This window comes from Thalassospira australica (assembly GCF_044790785.1).
Lineage (GTDB): Bacteria > Pseudomonadota > Alphaproteobacteria > Rhodospirillales > Thalassospiraceae > Thalassospira > Thalassospira australica_A.
Map to the genome: position 1 here is coordinate 1,366,694 of NZ_CP085258.1, position 18,632 is coordinate 1,385,325.

The window sequence follows — 18,632 nt, forward strand, 5'->3', positions numbered from 1 at the left end:
CTGATCGCGGTGAGGTTTCTACCAAAAACGGCAAGTATATTGAACCTATTCTAACATAGTGGATGGTGACGGAATATCAGCTTTAAATAGCATGATTACTTGTCTTCAATAAAAATAACGGCTTAGAATGCCGAGGGATCAGGAGAGTAAAAGGGGCCGGGGTAATGGTGCAAAAGAAGAAAGAGGGCGCATTGACTGCGGAGGAGAAACCAATCGTAAAAGCTTTGCTTAAACGTGGTTGGCGGAATCAAGATATTCAGCACTTACTGAATCGAGAGAGAATTGCAACCATTAATAGTGCAAGGATAACTGAAGTTAAGAAGAATAGCGAATTAAAGCCAGCAAGCGACGATGCGGTTGATTTTTTTATTGTTAAGAAGAACGCATATGACCCGGTAACAGGGTTGAATTTTTACGATGATGAACGTTTGATACGCTCGAGAGAGGCCATGATTTTGGCGGTTCAGAGCTTTAATAGCCCTGTTCTTCGATTTAAAGCGGAGCAATTTGCCGTGCAATCGAATATTGCATGGACCTATCTTCTTCATGAATATTTTGAGCGTAAAGTAGGAAAAATTGTAGGGAAGGATGGGCGTTCATTACTTCTCTCCCAAATGATAAAGCGCCGTGAGTTCCCCTTGTCGCGTGGTGTGGCCAATAATATCAGAGATATGATTGATATTCGCGATAACGTTGAGCACAAGATTTTACGGCGTTCCGATAAAAACTTTTTCTCACTGTTTCAAGCAAACTGCTTGAATTTTGACAAATCTATCTGTGAACTTTTTGGGGAGCGACTATCGCTTCAAAATGAATTGTCAATTGCCCTCCAATTCACAAAGCTGGACTTCACTCAAACGGTAGAATTGCAGAAGTTTGATATACCAGAGCACATAGAAACCCTGAATGCTGAATTACATAATCGGCTTACAGAAGAAGAGAGAGGTGACTTGGATTATCGGTTCCGCGTTGTTTACACGCTTGACCACACTTCTAAAAGCAAGGCGCATTTTGAATTTATTCAGCCAGGGTCAGATGAAGGTAAGCAGATACACAGCATCTTGGAAAAACGGGTTATCGCAGATGAGCAGTATCCCTATAAACCTGCGAGAGCAGCTAAGCTAATAGCTGAGAAGTCTGGTCGTGAGTTTACCTCTCATAATCATACGCAGGCTTGGCGGCGTTATAAAATACGACCATCTTCTGATGCGAAAGACCGCAGTCAGACAGACAAAGACTTCTGCATCTTTCACCCGTCTCATGGTGATTACACATACAATGATGCATGGATCGATTTTGTGGTCGATAAGATAGCGTTAGACCGCGAGTATCTGGATTTAAAGGCAGTGCGCTTCAGGTAACTCTTTACAACCTTATATGGTGATAACGAATAGCAAGCCCGTGAGGGCGCCCTTACGACAATCCTAGATGTTTACGGTTTCGTTCGTTGCGGGTCTGGATGTTGATCCAGAACTCAGCACTGTTGCCAAAGATGCGCGCAAGGATCAATGCGGTATCGGCGGTAATCCGGCGACGGTTGTTGCACAGTTCGTTGACATGCTTGCGGGGGACGCCCATGGCTTTGGCCAAGGCAGTCTGAGTGATGTTCATCGGCTCCATGAACTCGGCGACGAGCATTTCACCTACGCTGACGGGTTTTCTTGCTGTCATGCTCATGGACGGATGCCTTGTTGGTTGTTTACCCGGCTCAAAGCTTTTTCCCCGGCAATTTGCTGGCCTGTCTGATCCAGTCGGTGAGTTGGGCTTCGTCGAGTTGATCATCCTCGTGGATATTGAGGTAGCGGATGTCTTCGACCTTGGAGGTAACCGGCGGCACCGGGGTCAGGGACGTGCCCTGCATGAAGGTAATCTGGACGTATTTTTTGTAGCAATACATCGCCAGAAACCAGCCGTCTTCCTTGCCATAAAGCGGCGTATTCCATTTGACGGCCTTGCGGACAGTGGGGAAAGTTTGATCAACAAGGGCGTCGATGCGCCGCCCGATGTTGCTTTTCCAGTCGGGCATGGCGGCGATATAGGCCTGCACCGGTTCGTTGCCATCGCCCTTGGGGATTTGCGGGTTGGTGCTTGAAAGCAGCTTTGGCGGACTGGCATTACTCATGGGGCGGACGTTTATTTCAGGTTGTTGTGGTGTGGATGGTTTATACATTTTGGCGATGGTTGCGTAAAGTGACGACGGCGGTTTTCAAATGTCCGCCGCCGCCTTTTGCTCAACGCCTCAGGCCTCGGCGAACATGACATTGTCCGGGGTCAGGTCGGCCTTTGCCGTGTCCTCGACAATCACACCAAAGGTCCAGGGATCACCATTGCTGAAATCGATATAAAGATCGCTGCCATCGGTTTCGGTGGCGTGATCCAGCAGGCTGTCGAAATCGGTGATGTCTGATCTGGCCTGAAGATCCGCGGTGAGAAGCAGGGTATCGCCATCGTCGCCGCTTTCGAAATCAACCACACGATCCCGGCTGGAGGCTTCGGCGTCGAAGACGAAAGTATCGTCGCCGATATTGCCCTGAAGCCAGTCATTGCCGCCACCACCCGAAAGTATGTTGTCGGAGAAGGCTTCATGGGCTATGGGACCAGCATCAAGCGTGTCATGGCCATCGCCACCATACAGCGAGACGTCATATCCTTCGCCGGTGAGCGTATCATTTCCGGCTTCGCCATGGATGTTTTCGCCGACAATGAAATCGTCGCCATCGCGGCCATAGATGGTATCGCCGCCCTTGTTGCCGATCAGGCGGTTATCGTTATCATCGCCGATGATCAGGTCGCTTTGATTGCTGCCATCGACATTTTCGATGCCGGAAAAATGATCGCCGGTCCGCCCCGATCCGGTTTCAAGATTGATCACCGGTTGCGGACCATATTCCCCATAAGGCGCATCGTTGCCCCAACCGGCGATATAGCTGATGGTATCAGACCCTTCGCCGCCGATGAAAAAGCTGGTCTGATCTTCGGAAAAGGCGGAACTGCTGCTGGCGTAGAATTTGTCATCACCCCCGCCGCCCATCATGATGTCGCCTTCGCCTGCACCGTTATAGCTCTGGTAAAAGGCGTTGTTGCCGTCATTGCCGATCAGAATGTCGCCATAGCGTGAATCCCGGATATCTTCGATATTGCTGTAACGGTCGCCTTCGGCATCACCGCCCGAACCGATGCCGGTAGCAAGATTGACAATGACACCTTCCTTGATCGCGTCATTTGAATAGGAAAATTGAATTTCATCCCGGCCAGGGCCGCCATCGATGACATCGGCACCCGGTCCGCCATCGAGCGTGTCATTGCCGGAACCACCGAGCAGCGTATCGTTACCGATACTGGCGTGGAAATGATCATGTCCGGCACCGCCATCAAGCGTATCGTCGCCCGGCCCGACTTCATAGAAGCGGTCATTGCCGCCAAGCCCGCGAATATAGTCACCGCCCGCGCGCCCGAAAATATGGTCGTCCTGTTCGGTTCCGACAAGCACATCTGCGCCGTCGGTCCCATAGATGAGTTCAACCATGGTCCGTCTCCCGCATTGTTTGCTTTGCCCTTGGGAAAAGCTGCGGGGAGAATTCGGCGACTTGATGGCAGGGGGATTATCGGGGTCGGGCATTGCGTTTGGCGCGGTTTACCCCATTTTTTCCGGCAGAAATGAAATTCAGCCAAGGGATCAGGTGCCATGCAGATCGGAGAACTTGCGAAAGCAACCGGTGTAAGTGTGCGGGCGTTGCGCCATTACGAAAAGCAGGGATTGCTGGCGTCGCGGCGTGCGGAAAACGGATATCGGGTGTTTCGCGCCGATAGTGCGGAACGGGTGCAATATATCCGCCTGTTTTTAAGTTGCGGCTTTGCCACGCGCGAGATTGCGCAATTCCTGCCCTGTTATGTCGATCAGGCGAATTTCGACCGGGAAAGCTGCCCGCTGGGCTATGAGCAGCATCTGGAAAAACTGACCGAAATCGAGGGTCTGATTGCGGTTTTGAACACGCGCCGCGACCGGTTGCGCCATGCGATTGCGAATTTCGGAAAAACGGCGGTTGAAAGCCTGCGTGCGGAGGACGGGAGAAAACAGGTAGCGTAAGGCACAGTGCGTTTTGGCATAAATTGCGCTTGACCCTGACACTAGGGGCAGGGGGGCAGGATTGGACAGTTTCCATTTTCAAACACAAGGAACTGTCATGAGCAGATTTGCCAAAAAGGCTTTTATCATTACCGGCGGTGGTGCGGGGATCGGACTGGCAACCGCACGGTTGCTGGCGCAATCCGGGGCCAATGTCCTGATTACCGGACGGCGCGAGGAACCGCTTCGTGCGGCAGAGCGCGAGATGCCGGGGATTTCGGGGCTGGTGATTGATGCGACCGAACCCGATGCGCCGGAGCGGACCGTAAAAACCGCGATTGATCGCTGGGGCCGGTTGGACGGGCTGGTAAATAATGCCGGCGGTGGCGTGGTACAGCCATTGGAAGGCGCAACGCAGTCCGGGATTGCCGAACTTTTTACCATCAATGTCAGCGCGCCGGTTCTTCTGGCGGCGGCTTCATTGCCGTATCTGGCGCAAAGCAAGGGTGCGATTGTCAATCTGTCGAGCACATTCGGCAGCAAGGCCGCCGCCCATCTTGGCCTTTACGGGGCCAGCAAGGCCGCGATCGAGCATCTGACGCGGTGCTGGGCGCTTGAACTGGCGCCAAAGGGCATCCGGGTCAATGCGGTGGCACCGGGGCCGGTTGAAACGGCATTTCTGCGCGAGCGGATGAAACTGACCGCCGAGCAGGAGGCCGCCGTCAAACAGCAGGAAAGTGAAACCATCCCGATGGGGCGGCGCGGCGTGCCCGAGGATGTGGCACCGTCAATCGTGCATTTGCTGGACCCGGCACACACATGGATCACCGGGCAGGTGTTTGGCGTGGATGGCGGGCTTGTGATCCGGTAGGGGCGGGATATTCGGGCAGAAGGCGGCGGGTTACGCCACCTTCTGTTCGTATTCTTCCTGCTTTTCCATCCAGCGGGTTTCGATCTCGGCCAGTTCGTTTTCGATCTTGCCAAGGTCTTTTTGCAGGGTGGTCAGTCTGGTCGCGTTATCGGCCTCGTAAAGGGCCGGATCGGCCATCTCGTCCTTGATTTTGTCACGGCGCGCCGTCAGCTTTTCCATCTGCTTTTCAAGATTTTCAATCTCGCGCTTGATGGGGGCGGCGGCCTTGCGCTTTTCGGCAGCCTGTTGACGGAGCGCCTTGCGGTTGCCCTTGTCTTCGGGTTTGGCCGGTTCGCCGTTTTCGTTGGCTTCTGCCTTGTCCGCGCGGCGTTCATCACGCGCCCGGTTCAGCAGATACTGGCGATATTCGGCAACGTCGCCGTCAAAGGCCGTGACCGCACCATCGGCCACCAGAATCAGCCGATCCGCACAGGCTTCGATCAGATAGGGATCGTGGCTGATGATGATCACCGCACCTTCATAGGCGTTAAGCGCATGGTTCAGCGCATCGCGGCTGTCGATATCAAGATGGTTGGTCGGTTCGTCAAGGATCAGCATATGCGGCGCATCAAGCGTCATCAACGCAAACAGCAGGCGCGCCTTTTCCCCACCCGAAAGGTCCTTGACCTTGGTGTCGCCTTTCTGGCCCTCGAATGCAAAGCGGCCAAGCTGGGCACGGACCTTATGTTCGATCACATCAGGCATCAGGGCTGCCATATGCTGATACGGGGTTTCATCGGGGCGAAGCTCATCGGTCTGGTGCTGTGCAAAATAACCGATGCGCAGTTTGCCCGACGCAACCTTTTCCCCCGCCATCAGTTCAAGCCGGTTGGCAAGCAGCTTTGCCAGTGTCGATTTGCCGTTACCGTTGGCCCCCAGAAGCGCGATGCGGTCATCCATATCAATGCGCAGGCTGATATTGCGCAAAACCGGTTTGCCGGGTTCATATCCGACATCGCCGTTATGGATATTGATCAGCGGCGGCGGCAGTTCCTTGGGGCTCGGGAAGTCGAATGTGATGCTGCGGTCTTCGACAACGGCAATCGCCGGTCCCATTTTTTCCAGCATCTTGATACGGCTTTGCGCCTGTTTGGCCTTGCTGGCCTTGGCGCGGAACCGGTCGATGAAGGACTGGATGTGTTTTTGCTGGGCGACCTGTTTTTCGTAATGCTTGGACGCCAGTTCCATCTGTTCGCGGCGCGTTTTGGCGAACTTGTCGTAATTGCCGCCATACATCGTCACCTTGCCATCGCTCAGATGGGCAATATGTTTGACCGCCTTGTTCAGAAGATCGCGGTCGTGACTGATCAGGATGATCGTGCCGGGATAGTTGATCAGATAGTTTTCAAGCCAGATGGTGGCTTCAAGATCAAGGTGGTTGGTCGGCTCGTCAAGCAGCAGCAGGTCGGGTTGCAGGAACAGGGTTGCCGCCAGTGCCACACGCATCCGCCAGCCGCCGGAAAAATCATCACACGGGCGTTGCTGGGCTTCGGCATCGAAACCAAGCCCCGACAGGATTGATGCTGCGCGCGCCTCGGCGGTGTGGGCATCGATATCGGCAAGCCGCGTATAGATATCGGCGATCCGGTTCGGATCGGTAACGTTTTCGGCTTCATGCAGCAGGGCGGCACGTTCGGTATCGGCATCCAGAACCGTATCAAGCAGGGATCGTGACCCTGCCGGGGCTTCCTGCGATACCACACCCATGCGGGTGCGGTTAGACAGCGATACATCGCCGCCATCCGATGCGATTTCCCCGGAAATCAGTTTCAACAGCGTGGATTTGCCAGCCCCGTTACGTCCGATCAGGCCCAGTTTGTACCCGTCGGGTACGGTCAGGGTAACGTGATCAAGGATCATACGGCCGCCAATGCGGTAGGTCAGGTCGGTAATTTGCAGCATTTCGGGTCCGCGTTCGGGAATCGTTTGAAAATCTGTGCTTTCAATAGGGCAGGGAGGGCCGTGACGCAAGGATTCTTGAAACTGTCATGAGCACTCGATCACAGGGCCAGCAGGACAAAAGGCGTGCGTGATTTGTCGGCAAGGCGCGCAGTTTCACAGGATTTGGCGGCTTTTCACACCTCTTCAACCCCCGATGCAAGGGGCGCAGGTCTGAATTGCGCGGACCGAACTATGTGTTGCGTTGCGAACCAAGGGCGTTTATATAGCGCCAACCTTAGGGTCTGCGGATGATAAGGAAGCCTTGTCGTCGGCTTTTTTATCTTCCGCAGTCCCTTCTTGGGGGTAACGAATTTTTACAAGTAGCTAGGTGAAACCAATGGCTATCGAACGCACTCTTTCGATCATCAAGCCGGACGCAACGCGCCGCAACCTGACGGGCAAAATCAATGCCGTCATCGAAGACGCAGGCCTTCGCATCGTCGCGCAGAAGCGTGTCGCTCTGACCCGTGCACAGGCCGAAGGCTTCTACGCTGTTCACAAGGAACGTTCGTTCTTTGGCGAACTCGTGGACTTCATGGTTTCCGGCCCGGTCGTCGTCCAGGCGCTGGAAGGCGAAAACGCAGTTGCCAAATACCGCGAAGTAATGGGCGCTACCAACCCGGCCAATGCCGAGGAAGGCACCATTCGCAAACAGTTTGCAGAATCCATCGAAGCGAACTCGGTCCACGGTTCGGACTCGCTCGAAAATGCTGCAATCGAAATTTCCTATTTCTTCGCCCAGACCGACATCGTTGGTTAAGGCTGTCGCTTCCGATATTGTCGGCTAAGCGATCAGAGATACGGTTTCCGGTTCGCCGGATAAAGAACGCCCCGCAGATGCGGGGCGTTCTTTTATGCCTTAAAATCATTCCGCATCAGCTAGTTGCGGACTTTCGCAAGGAAATGATCGACCGAGCTTCGCAGGGATTGCGACGAATTTGTCATTTCACGGGCGGCCTCGGCCAGTTCGCGTGCATGGTGCTGGCTGTCGTTGGCAATGGTTTTGATTTCAACGGATCTTTCCGATGCCTCGGTCGTGCCGCGCGATGCGCTGACAACGCTTGATGCGATTTCCTGTGTGGCGGCACCCTGTTCCTCCATTGCCGATGCAATGGCCGAGGAAACTTCGCTCATGGAGCTGATAATCCGCGAAATTTCCTGAATGGCATCAACGGCGTTCCGGGTTGCCTGCTGAATGCCGCCGATCTGGGAGCTGATTTCATCGGTGGCGCGCGCGGTCTGGTTGGCAAGATTCTTGACCTCGGACGCGACGACGGCAAAGCCTTTGCCCGCTTCGCCTGCGCGGGCGGCTTCAATGGTGGCATTCAGGGCCAGAAGGTTGGTCTGATCGGCAATGTCGGAAATCAGCCCCAGAACCTCACCGATCTGCGTGGCAGAAGACGCCAGTCCTTCGACCAGTTCGTTGGTATGCTGTGCCTGTTCTACGGCCTGACGGGATATTTCCGAGGAAGAACTGGCCTGTCCGAGGATTTCCTGAATGGACGCGCTGAGTTCTTCGGCGGCAGACGCAACAGTTTGCACATCCCGGTTGGCGTTGGACGAGGCACTGGCAACATCGTCTGCCTTGCCGGCGTTCTGGTTCGCCGAAAGGGTGACGGCGTTTGACGTGTCGCCGATCCGGGAAACCGATGATGACAAGGCGGAAATCAGCTGGGCGATTTCGTTGTTGAATTCCTTGATGGCGGCTTCGCGTTGCTGGTTGACGCGGTTGCGTTCCGCCTGTTCGCGTTCTTTTTCCTGGGTCAGTTTTTCGCTTGCGATCATGTTGGTCTGGAAGACTTTGACCGAGCGGGCCATATCGCCGATTTCATCGCTGGTATCGTCATAGGGGATGGTGATGTCAAGCTTGTTGCCAGCAAGTTCTTCCATGTGACCGGCAAGGATGGTGACTTTGTCGGAAACACTTTTGCGGGCCCAGAAGGTGAATAAAATTGCCAGTGCAAAACCGACGCCGGTGATGGTGATCATGGTGATGCGTGACGAAGCCACCTCGTTTCGCATTGTCGTCACGCCGGTATCCATGTCGTCATGGATGATGCTTTCGGCCTCGTCGGCAAGGGTGATGAAGGCGGTGAAGCTGGCATCGAAATCCTGATCGGCTTGACTGCCTGCCGCAAGGCTGCCGACGGTACTGTCAACGCGGGACCGCGCGGTGGTGGCCAGTTTCCCGATATCGGCAATCAGCGGGGTAATCTGGCTTGTGACCGGTGCGATGTCGATTTTGGCAAGATCATCGGCAGCAGATTTGAAATCGGCAGCGACATCCTCAAAATTGACTGCGTCATCGCCGCTCAGGAGTTCTTCAAGAAACAGGTGGCCATTGGCAAGCCGGAACTTGGCATTGCCGACGGCCTCTATCGCGGGAATTGTTCCGGCATTGCCGCTTTGTCGGATGGCAGGCAGCAGGGATGACAGATTGGTTTGCAGATTTTCGTAAAGGGCATCGAATTCCTGATCGGCTCCGGTGCCAACGCCTTCCTTGCCGACAAGCATGGCGTAACGTTGTTCGGCACTTTGGACGAACTGCCCGATCGCGTCCTGAACGCTTTGCATTTTTTCGCGAACTTCGGGGTTTTGACTGGCGACAAATGTGCCTTCGTCATTGGTGCCGCCATTCAGAATGGCATTGGCATACCATCGGCTTTCGTCAAGCAGGGCCCAGACTTCGTTAATGTCTTCGCCGCTATCCCCGGCCATGATTTCCTCGAAAATCAGATGGGCGCTTGTTGCCGACAGTTTGATTTCCATGGCGGCATCGCCCAGTGGTGCGAGATTGACCGCCACATGTTCGCTTTCGGAACCGATATCGTTGGCAAAGAAAATACCCGCAGCCCCGGTGGTCGCTGTCACAAGAGCCATCATGCCAAAGGCAAAAAGCAGGCGCGTGCGAATTTTGAGCTTGTTGATCATCAGGAAATCTCCACCAGAGGTTTCGAATGGTCTTGAACTGTTCCAAGCTGGTGGGGATGCAGATGGGGCCGTGATGATCTTTTTCAATAGATCATGACTTGACGTGCGGGCTTACAGGAGCGGGAAACCGGTTGCACCGGGAGGGAGGAGACACCGGAGAGGAATGGACGTCGCGATCATGAATGCGGCTGTCACATGCTTCCCCGATGTCAGATATCAGCCTAAACGAGGAATGCTGCCATCAGAATCAGAAGGACGGCGATGGAAACAAGATTCCAGATGATGAATTTAACAAAGCCGTGCCAGGTGTGTTCATGGTCCTGCACCAGGCGGTCGTCGTAATCGCTTCCTTGCATGGTATCCTCCCTGAATTGTTACAGGTGCGGCATGACCCTTTGCGGGAAAGGCCAAATGCAGCGTAACACATTTCAGGGGTGTATTTGTATTTGGAAAATGACGCATTTGGTTTGTCCGGGCGCGCGATCAACCGGTTTGCATTTTGCCGTCATTTGTCTGGCAAACACATTCAACATTGTTACCGTCCGGGTCCAGCACGAAAGCGGCATAATAATTGGTGTGATAGTTGTTTCGAATTCCGGGGGAACCATTGTCCTTGCCGCCTGCGGCAAGGGCGGCGGCATAAAACGCATCGACAATGGCTCTTTCGGGAACCGAAAATGCAATATGTATCGGGCTGTTCACAGGCTGGTCGTCATGAATCCATAGTCTGGGATAGCCGTCTGCGCCGAGGCCATGACGTGTTCCGCCCGACCGGGTTTGGGTGGCATTTTGGCTGATAACACACTCGACGCCAAGGGATCCCAGCGCGCTTTCATAAAAGCGTCTGGATGTGTTGGCATTTGTCACGGCAAATTCGATGTGGTCCAAAAACATGACACGTTCCTTTTGATGTCGACCCTGGATATCGATGATGCGGGTGTCGGCAATCGTTTCGGCGAAATCACTGCCAAACAATCCGAGCGGTGTCTGAAAGCCCGGTTTGGCTTCGCCTGCCAGGACGCGTCTGGCGGCTTGGGCGGCGGCGAGCGGGGTGAAAGAATAGCCATTGATCGTATCGAGGCGCGCCCGACGGACGGAGCCATCGCCGTCCGTGATCTCGACCGCGGCATGATATCGGTTTGCCTGTCGTTCGGTTTCCGACGGACCGTCGGGCAGGGTGGCAAGATCGCCATTCGGGAAGGCATCGCCCGAAACATGGACATAGGTTTCGATGTCGGGAATCCGTGTCGTTTGCCACAGGGTAATGAGGTCGGGCAATGTCACGGGTATCCCCGATACCGGCCCGTTCCCGAAATCGAACATTTGTACATGACTAGATGATCGGGGCAGGAGTTTGCCATCTTTGCGAACCAGCGTTTCGGCTGTCATGTTTTCGGCAGCACTGATTGCCGAGCCGCGCGACATTGTGCCTGAAACATGCAACGCGATGGCAATCTTCCGGGGATTTTTCATGCCTTTGATCACGTGCCCCGCAAGTGATCCCAGCATCGCGACGCTGCCGCCGCTTCCGGGCAATAACATTACACCTGCAGCCGCTGCAGATGCATCAAGCTGTTCTGCAAGACGATAACTGTCTAGCTCTGCGGCAACATCAAGATAATGCACGCCGTTGCGAATGGCGGCATGCATCAGCGGTTCTGCCGTATGCAAATATGGTCCGGCACAGTTCAAAAGCACCGCACAATCAGCCAGTTCTGTGTCGAGGACGGTAGGATCTTCAAGGGCAAATACCCGTTTGGCGACGTCAATTTCTTTGGCAAGTATATCGAGCGGTTCCCCGCTACGTCCCGCAAGCAGCAGCGGAAGTCCCAGAGAAAGTGCTGCCTTTGCCGTCAACCGCCCCGTATAACCGGAAGCGCCATAGATCATCAGGTGTTTCATGATGCGTGTTGCCAGTTCTTGTAGACGAATTCGAGACTGTATCCATCGGGGTCGCGAACCTGCGCGGCATAATAGCGAGGGTCGTAATGCAATTGCGGTGCAGGGGAATGTATCTCTGTCGCACCGGCTTCGAGAGCGGCGGCAAAGGCGGCATTGACCTCTGCCGTCGAATTCGCGACGAAACCTATATGGAGGGCCCCCTCGGAAGGCTCCCCTTGGCGAAGCCAGAAGAAGATACGGCCGTTGGCACCGAAACCTTTCAGATCGGGATGGCCTGCCGGGCCGTCTTTTCCGTCATAATTGTGACGCACCGTGATGCCGAGTACAGGCAGGACCGCTTCATAAAAGGCGATGGAACGTGCCATGTCCGAAACAGTTAGAAAAATGTGGTCAAGCATGTCGATTGATATCCCTTACGGTGATCAGATCATGTAGCCGCCGCTGATCTCGATGGTTTGTGCATTGACCCAACGGTTCTGCGCCGAAAGCAGGCTGGCGATTGCTTCGCCGACGTCTTCGGGTTCGCCAACGCGGCCCAGTGATGTCTGTCCGGACAGCAGCGTTTCGAATTCTTCGTTCAGACCACCGCCCAGTTCGGTACGGATCGGGCCGGGGGCAACGGCATTTGCGCGAATAGCTCTGTTGCCAAATTCTTTCGCCTGATAGCGGGTCAGGGTTTCAAGCGCGGCCTTGAAACTGGCATAGGGTGCAACGCCGGCTGTTGCGACACGCGACGTGGCACTGGTGACATTGATGATATGTCCGCCATCCGTCATCAGGGGCAGCAAGGTCTGGGTCAGGAAGAACGGACCTTTCAGATGGACGCGGAACAGTCCGTCGAATTGTTCTTCGGTGACGGTTTCCATAAGGTTATAGAGGCCGTAACCGGCATTATTGACCAGATAATCGAAATCGGTGCGGCCCCAGTTTGCCGCCAGTGTGCTTGAGACAGCGTCACGGAAGGCCGGGAAGGTGGCGCTGTTGGATACATCAAGCGGGAGGGTGATGGCTTTGCCGCCTTTTTCATGGATAAGATCAACCACGGCCTGGGCCTTTTGCGGATTGGTGTTATAGGTAAGAACCACGCCCAATCCGGCCATTGCACAGGCCGTTGCGGTTGCGGCCCCGATCCCTCGGCTTCCACCGGTGATGATAATAATCTTCATAATTGGCTCCCTGGTTTGTCTTGATTGGCAGAAACACCATATGACGGAGCCGTCGCGCCTGCTCACCCGTTCCTGTCTGGAACTTGCCTATTTCTGCTTTTATCTTGTTCGCGGTCATTCCTTGTGGCTAAAGTCCGGCGATGGACATGCAGCTTACAGAACTCAGACAGCTTGCCGCACGGGCGGAAAACCGAAGAACCGAAACAGGTATTCCGCGGGTCGCCATGGTGCAGGGTGAAATTCCGGAACACCAACTTTCGGCTGTCTACGAACCGATGATTAACCTGATCCTGTGCGGTTCCAAAACAATGACAGTCGGGGATCGAACCTACCAATACGATCCGGCTACTTATTTCGTGATGTCTGTTGACTTGCCTGTGGTCGGTTCTGTGCATTCCTCGGCAAAGGGTGAACCCTATCTTGCGATAAGTCTGACATTGTCGCCGCCAGTTGTGGCGGATTTCCTCGCAGATTTGCCTGTTCCTGCCGATAGTGGTCTTCATCGTTCCGGTTTTTCCGTCGCACCGGTTACGGCAGAATTGCTTGATGCCTGGCTTCGCATGCTGCGGCTGATGGATAAACCCGACGAAATAGCCGCACTTGCGCCCGCATATGAGCGCGAAATTCTTTTTCGGGTCTTGCAGGGGCCGCTTGGCTGGATGCTTCGCGATATTGCGATGCCTGATACGGCCTTGTCGCGTATTGCCGTGACCATCCAGTGGCTGCGCGAAAATTTTGCCGAACGGCTGAGTATTGATTCTTTGGCCGGAATGGCGGCGATGAGCGTCTCGGCATTTCACCGGCATTTCAAAGCGGTAACGGCACTAAGCCCGCTTCAGTATCAAAAGCGCATGCGCCTTCTTCAGGCGCGATCCATGCTGATTTCCGGCGCGGGCAATGCGACCAGTGTTTCATTTAGCGTGGGTTATGAAAGCGTGACACAGTTCAGCCGCGAATATGCGCGCTTTTTCGGTCTGCCGCCGTCACGCGATATCGCCCGGCTTCGGGACACTCATTCCTAGTGCAGGGGCAGGTTATCGGCCAAAAAAAAGCTGCCGGGTTCGGCAGCTTTGGATTTTCAGGCCGTGCGATCCTGCGATCAGATCAGGAAGGCCGCCATCACGATCAGCAAACCGATGACCGAAAGGGTGCCCCACTTCATGAAGGTGGTGTAACCGTTATAGATCGTGACGTGGGTGTCGGTGAGTTCGTAGTCTTTACCCTGCAAATCAGCCTCCTGCGTTTGGAATTTCTCCAGTGTATAGCCGTGAAGTTGTTGCAACGCAAGACGCAGATTAACCGCTAATATCACTCCCTTGGCGAATCATTCCGGTGTGGTTGCCGTTCCGCTTTCGCAGCCATAGGGCAGGAAAGTCCCCGATATGCCGCCGCTCATCACACGCAGCGACATGGCATCGGCATATTGAAGTTGCGATACGGTTTCGGGGCAGGCATAGGCACGCCCGCGACATCCGCCTGCGATATAGTTTTCTTCCGCGTCAAGGAAGTCCTGACCGATTTCATCGGCGGGGATGTATTGCAGTACTTCGGCGCGGATATCCTGATACATGGCACATTTTTTCTCGCGCCAGCTCAGGGGTTCGGGCGGGGCTTCGTTCGCGTGCGAAGTTGCCGGGGCAAATGCAATAAAGCCAAGGACAAGGAGTGTTGGGGCGATCCGCATTGTGTCGGGTGTCTTTGATGCTGTTAACAGGGCAATGCATTCAAAACAACAAAATGCGGATGGAATATGGCTGATGCGCCTTCATCGGGTTATTGACGGACATCTTTGACAATTCTGAAACCGATATGATTTGTGCTGAGACTGGTTTCGGCCTGCTGGCGGGCGGCAGGACGGTACCGCAGGCAATAGGACGGGGCGCAGAGCCACGACCCACCCTTTACCACATGCATAGGGCCGAAAGAAGGATCGGCAAAGGTGGCGGCAATTGCCTTGGGTGGACCTTGCGGGTTGTCTTGCGTTCCGGCGGGGTGAAACGGTACCCACCAGTCGGACACATGTTCCCAGACATTGCCCGCCATATCAAGAAGACCATAGGCATTGGGGGCGAACGATCCGACTGGGGCGGTACCGTGATAGCCGTCATCTTCGGTGTCGGTATTGGGAAACTCACCCTGCCAGGTATTGGCTTTCCAGCCCTGGGACGGATCGTATCCTTCACCCCAACTGTAATCGGCACCATCAAGGCCACCGCGCGCGGCAAATTCCCATTCCGCTTCGGTTGGAAGGCGGCCACCGGCCCATTTGGCATAGGCCGCTGCGTCTTCGGGGGATATCTGAACCACGGGGTGGTTTTCAAGGCCGTCAATCGTGCTTTCGGAGCCAAGCGGATGACGCCAGTTCGCCCCGGCCACGTAACGCCACCATTTGCGAAAATCGCGGCTGTCGGCCGGGTTTGGCGGCTGGGCAAAGACCATGGAGCCGGCCTGTAGCAGGTAGGCGGGCACACCCGGATATTTTTGCGGATCAAGGTCGTTTTCGGCGGTGGTGACGTAATTTGTTTCAGCGACGAACTCGGCGAATTCGGCGTTTGTCACCTCGGTCTTTTTGATTTGAAACGATCCGACCGTTACCTGATGGACAGCGCGTTCTTCCTGATAGTGGCGATCCGATCCCATCTTGAAGGTGCCGCCTTCAAGGCGCACAAAACTGTCGTCCTTGCCGAAAAACCAGATGGCTACCGTACCCAGTATACACACAGCAGCCAGTGCAGAACCTGCATAGAGTCTTTTCAACGGGTATGCTCCCAGAGGATATGTTTTCGAACCGGCACTTCTGACCGGTTCCGAGAATTGCGGGGCCGACGGTTTTTCCTGTCGCGGCTTATGGGCCGGGATAGACTTGCTTCCAGTCGTTCTTCATGCTGACGATTGTCCAGCCCATTCCGGGGCCTTCGTCGAGCGCCCTGTCTAGTTTGCCAAATACCGATTTGCGGTCATAGGCAACTTCGCGGTCACTGTCATCATGATGGATAATAAGGCCAAACCGTTTTCCGTCCCCGGAAGTCGTCCATTGCAGCATCTGAAAATCGCCGTCCGAATTGCCGAAAGCGGCAATCGGGCGTTTGCCGATATGGCCCAGAATGCCAATTGGCTTGCCTTCCTTGTCATCGATGAAGTCGACGGCAGGCAGGCGTTCAATGACCGGTTCACCGTCAATGACCTTGTATTCGGTTTTGATCGACGAGCCGACGACCCGCTCAGACGGAATGCCATACACTTTTTCTGTCCACGGGCGCATAAACTCGATACCGCCGCCCGAAACGATGAAGACTTTGAAGGCGTTGCTATGAAGATAGTCAACCAGTTCAAGCATCGGCTGATAGACCATATCGGTATAAAGTTTGCCGGTTTTTGGATGCTTTGCGGTCGCGATCCAGTCGGATGCGATTTTGGTGAATTCATCGCTGGTCATCCCGGCATGGGTGACGGCAACCAGTTCGACCACGCCCTTTTCACCGCTTGCGGCAAGCCCCTTGATATCCCCGGCAAGGACCGATTTATAGGGTTCGGTGTCCTTCCATTCCGGGTGGTCGGGGGCCATCTGTTTGACGCGATCAAGCGCAAAGGCAAGCTGCACATACATCGGCTGCTCGCTCCAGAGGGTGCCGTCATTGTCAAACGTTGCGATCCGGTCGGCTGGTGCGACATAGTCCGTGCCACCATCGGTGGTTACGGCTGTCACGAAATCGACAATTGCCTGTTTTGTTGCCCCGTCATTCCAAGAAGGAAGCGGATCGGACTGTGCCAACGCACCGGTAACGGACAGGCAGGCGGTGACGAGGCAGGCCCCGAACACATGAAAGACTGACTTGAACCGCATGGGATAAGTCCTTTCAGGAACAATTTTCACGGTGATGACCGCCCCGCTTTGTAACGGGGCGGTCATTCGGTTTTGCTGGATCAGTTTCCGCTTGGAAGGCCGATATTGAACCCTTCTTTTGCAAGGGATTCGCGCACATAGTTGAAGCGCTGATACTGGCTGAGTGTGATCGGCCCGTTATAGACTTCGCTTTGTGCCTTGCGCGGCGGGTACTTGATGTAGGTCTGCATCAGTTCCGACACTTCCTGATTGACCACCGGCAGATACCAGGTGCGTTCCGTGAAATTGTTCATGAACATATCGTAGCGTTCCTGCGGATCCTGAAGAATATCAAAAATCTGCGGAACAGCCGCGACGTAGCTTTCCGGGCCTTTCCAGCCAAGATTGGTGTCGACCGCAAGGCCGCCGGTGGCAACACCGTTATCACCACGCAGGTTGAAGACAGCCTTGTAGTGACCGACGCGGGCCGCACCCGGGGTCAGTTCGTTTTCGGTGAAATAGAACCATGCTTCGCGTTCCGATGAGCCGCTGCCTTCCCAGACCGGGGTCATGTCGTAGCTGTCAAAGATGATCGGTTCGCCTTCGCGGTCATTTTTGGGCAGTTCGATGCCAGCAACGGATGCAAATGTTGCCATCAGATCAAGACCGCCGACAATAGCGGCACTTTTGGTGTCAGGTTCGACATGGCCGGGCCAGCGGACAATGGCCGGGACGCGGTTGCCGCCTTCACGAACAGTGCCCTTGGTGCCGCGGAACGGGGTATAGCCCGCATCCGGGTAAACGTCCTGCCATGCGCCATTATCGGTCGTCCAGAAGACGATGGTTTTATCCTTAAGCCCCAGCTCGTCGAGCTTGTTGACGATGTTTCCGATACGGGCATCAAGTTCGACGACAGAGTCCGCATATTTCGATTTGGAAATCGATTTATGTTCGAAATCGGGATGCGGCATACTCGGCTGGTGGACCTTCATGAAGTTGACATTGATGAAGAAGGGGGTGTCGGGTTTTTTTGCCGCTTCTTCCAGGAACTCGATGGAGGCTTTTTCAACATAGCCGTCAAAATAGGGAATGCCGACAACACCCTCGTCCGGGGTGTCGACATACTGGCCGTTGATTTTGAAATCTTCGGTCGGTTTTTCACCAGCCTTGCCCGAAAGCGAACCCTTTGTCACCTCGGTAAACATCTTGCGAAGATCGTCGGGCATGTCGGGGAACCAGGTCGGATCGGCGTAGGTGTAAGCGTTAAGGTGGTAAAGGCCGACATATTTCATCACGTCGTAGCCTTGGGCATTGGGAAGGGCATAGTCGTCTTCACCCAGGTGCCATTTACCGGTGAAATAGGTATCGTAACCGCCGGTTTTAAGCACCGAGGCCAGCGTCCATTCGGCTGCCGGAAGGCCGCCACCCTGTCCCTGAAAGGCCACCGTCGTCATGCCTGAACGGTTTGGGATACGACCGGTCTGCATGGCTGCCCGGCCCGGTGTGCAGCTTGGCTGGGCGTAGAAGGATGTGAACATCATGCCTTCGTCGGCCAGTTTGTCGATATTGGGTGTCGGCATGCCGCGGGCTTCGCCGCCCAGATATGGACCGGTATCGCCGTAACCGGTATCGTCCGAGACAATAAAGAGGATGTTCGGTTTTTGCGCATTTTGTGCAAATGACAAGCCCGGCAGGGTGGTGCAGGCAAGACCTGCGGCCATAAGTCCTGCTATGATTTTCGATTGCATAGCCATCTAGCTCCCTTTTCGTCCGTTAGAAACGGGGCGGCAAAGCCTCCCTGTGCTCGTGCTCCCTTTTAGGAAGCTTTGAATTTCCCGCTCGATTTTTTTGCCATCGTCTGGTGTTCGCTGGCGTTGTTTGTGTCCGGTTTCT

The 18,632-nt window shown here is 54.7% G+C and carries 19 protein-coding genes; 5 read left to right on the top strand and 14 right to left on the bottom strand.

From position 1 onward, the window contains the following. Positions 1 to 164: 164 nt before the first annotated feature. Positions 165 to 1,361 (top strand): DUF3644 domain-containing protein, encoded by a 1,197-nt coding sequence (locus tag LG297_RS06560; RefSeq protein WP_404426122.1) that lies wholly within the window; start codon positions 165 to 167, stop codon positions 1,359 to 1,361. 52 nt (positions 1,362 to 1,413) lie between these two features. On the opposite strand, the gene LG297_RS06565 is transcribed toward LG297_RS06560, so the two are convergent. The 3 genes from LG297_RS06565 to LG297_RS06575 form a co-directional block, all read right to left on the bottom strand. Next, the gene (locus LG297_RS06565) at positions 1,414 to 1,677 is read right to left on the bottom strand and encodes a HigA family addiction module antitoxin (protein WP_404426123.1); all 264 of its coding nucleotides are present in this window, start codon (positions 1,675 to 1,677) and stop codon (positions 1,414 to 1,416) included. A gap of 31 nt (positions 1,678 to 1,708) precedes the next feature. Next, positions 1,709 to 2,122 carry a DUF1801 domain-containing protein gene (locus LG297_RS06570; RefSeq protein ID WP_404426124.1) on the bottom strand — a complete coding sequence of 138 codons (414 nt, stop codon included), beginning with the start codon at positions 2,120 to 2,122 and terminating at the stop codon, positions 1,709 to 1,711. Positions 2,123 to 2,239: 117 nt separating this feature from the next. After that, on the bottom strand, positions 2,240 to 3,526 hold the full coding sequence (locus LG297_RS06575; protein ID WP_404426125.1) for a calcium-binding protein: 1,287 nt from the start codon (positions 3,524 to 3,526) through the stop codon (positions 2,240 to 2,242). A 159-nt stretch (positions 3,527 to 3,685) separates the two neighbouring features. Between LG297_RS06575 and LG297_RS06580 the strand changes: the two genes are divergently transcribed. Together LG297_RS06580 and LG297_RS06585 are read left to right on the top strand one after the other, a co-directional pair. Next, on the top strand, positions 3,686 to 4,087 hold the full coding sequence (locus LG297_RS06580) for a MerR family DNA-binding transcriptional regulator (RefSeq protein WP_404426126.1): 402 nt from the start codon (positions 3,686 to 3,688) through the stop codon (positions 4,085 to 4,087). A gap of 97 nt (positions 4,088 to 4,184) precedes the next feature. Continuing rightward, entirely contained in the window at positions 4,185 to 4,937 is a 753-nt protein-coding gene (locus LG297_RS06585) for an SDR family NAD(P)-dependent oxidoreductase (RefSeq protein WP_404426127.1), read from the top strand. A gap of 30 nt (positions 4,938 to 4,967) precedes the next feature. Here LG297_RS06585 and LG297_RS06590 read toward each other — a convergent pair whose 3' ends face one another. Continuing rightward, positions 4,968 to 6,878 (bottom strand): ABC-F family ATP-binding cassette domain-containing protein, encoded by a 1,911-nt coding sequence (locus LG297_RS06590; protein WP_404426128.1) that lies wholly within the window; start codon positions 6,876 to 6,878, stop codon positions 4,968 to 4,970. Between the two features lie 376 nt (positions 6,879 to 7,254). Between LG297_RS06590 and ndk the strand changes: the two genes are divergently transcribed. Beyond that, positions 7,255 to 7,677: a nucleoside-diphosphate kinase gene (gene ndk / locus LG297_RS06595; protein WP_007091418.1), complete on the top strand. Its 423-nt coding sequence runs from the start codon at positions 7,255 to 7,257 to the stop codon at positions 7,675 to 7,677. Between the two features lie 119 nt (positions 7,678 to 7,796). On the opposite strand, the gene LG297_RS06600 is transcribed toward ndk, so the two are convergent. The 5 genes from LG297_RS06600 to LG297_RS06620 all read right to left on the bottom strand — a co-directional run bounded on the left by LG297_RS06600 (position 7,797) and on the right by LG297_RS06620 (position 12,916). Further along, positions 7,797 to 9,848 carry a methyl-accepting chemotaxis protein gene (locus LG297_RS06600; RefSeq protein WP_404426129.1) on the bottom strand — a complete coding sequence of 684 codons (2,052 nt, stop codon included), beginning with the start codon at positions 9,846 to 9,848 and terminating at the stop codon, positions 7,797 to 7,799. Between the two features lie 221 nt (positions 9,849 to 10,069). Continuing rightward, positions 10,070 to 10,204, bottom strand: a complete 135-nt coding sequence (locus LG297_RS06605) for an aa3-type cytochrome c oxidase subunit IV (protein ID WP_404426130.1) — start codon at positions 10,202 to 10,204, stop codon at positions 10,070 to 10,072. Positions 10,205 to 10,331: 127 nt separating this feature from the next. Beyond that, positions 10,332 to 11,750, bottom strand: coding sequence for a saccharopine dehydrogenase NADP-binding domain-containing protein (locus LG297_RS06610; protein WP_404426131.1), 1,419 nt, complete (start codon positions 11,748 to 11,750; stop codon positions 10,332 to 10,334). Further along, a complete protein-coding gene (locus LG297_RS06615) occupies positions 11,747 to 12,148 on the bottom strand; it encodes a VOC family protein (RefSeq protein WP_404426132.1) in 402 nt (133 codons plus the stop codon). Before LG297_RS06615 ends, LG297_RS06610 begins: the two co-directional genes overlap by 4 nt. 24 nt (positions 12,149 to 12,172) lie before the next feature. Continuing rightward, entirely contained in the window at positions 12,173 to 12,916 is a 744-nt protein-coding gene (locus LG297_RS06620; protein ID WP_404426133.1) for an SDR family NAD(P)-dependent oxidoreductase, read from the bottom strand. 146 nt (positions 12,917 to 13,062) lie between these two features. On the opposite strand from LG297_RS06620, the gene LG297_RS06625 reads away from it, so the two are divergent. Next, on the top strand, positions 13,063 to 13,938 hold the full coding sequence (locus LG297_RS06625) for an AraC family transcriptional regulator N-terminal domain-containing protein (protein WP_404426134.1): 876 nt from the start codon (positions 13,063 to 13,065) through the stop codon (positions 13,936 to 13,938). Positions 13,939 to 14,015: 77 nt separating this feature from the next. On the opposite strand, the gene LG297_RS06630 is transcribed toward LG297_RS06625, so the two are convergent. The 5 genes from LG297_RS06630 to LG297_RS06650 all read right to left on the bottom strand — a co-directional run bounded on the left by LG297_RS06630 (position 14,016) and on the right by LG297_RS06650 (position 18,493). Continuing rightward, entirely contained in the window at positions 14,016 to 14,144 is a 129-nt protein-coding gene (locus LG297_RS06630) for an aa3-type cytochrome c oxidase subunit IV (protein WP_404426135.1), read from the bottom strand. A gap of 96 nt (positions 14,145 to 14,240) precedes the next feature. Continuing rightward, positions 14,241 to 14,600: a hypothetical protein gene (locus LG297_RS06635; RefSeq protein WP_404426136.1), complete on the bottom strand. Its 360-nt coding sequence runs from the start codon at positions 14,598 to 14,600 to the stop codon at positions 14,241 to 14,243. 89 nt (positions 14,601 to 14,689) lie between these two features. Next, positions 14,690 to 15,673, bottom strand: a complete 984-nt coding sequence (locus LG297_RS06640) for a formylglycine-generating enzyme family protein (RefSeq protein WP_404426137.1) — start codon at positions 15,671 to 15,673, stop codon at positions 14,690 to 14,692. An 88-nt stretch (positions 15,674 to 15,761) separates the two neighbouring features. Beyond that, positions 15,762 to 16,760 (bottom strand): HAD family hydrolase, encoded by a 999-nt coding sequence (locus tag LG297_RS06645; protein ID WP_404426138.1) that lies wholly within the window; start codon positions 16,758 to 16,760, stop codon positions 15,762 to 15,764. A gap of 80 nt (positions 16,761 to 16,840) precedes the next feature. After that, positions 16,841 to 18,493, bottom strand: a complete 1,653-nt coding sequence (locus tag LG297_RS06650; RefSeq protein WP_404426139.1) for an arylsulfatase — start codon at positions 18,491 to 18,493, stop codon at positions 16,841 to 16,843. Positions 18,494 to 18,632: the final 139 nt, after the last annotated feature.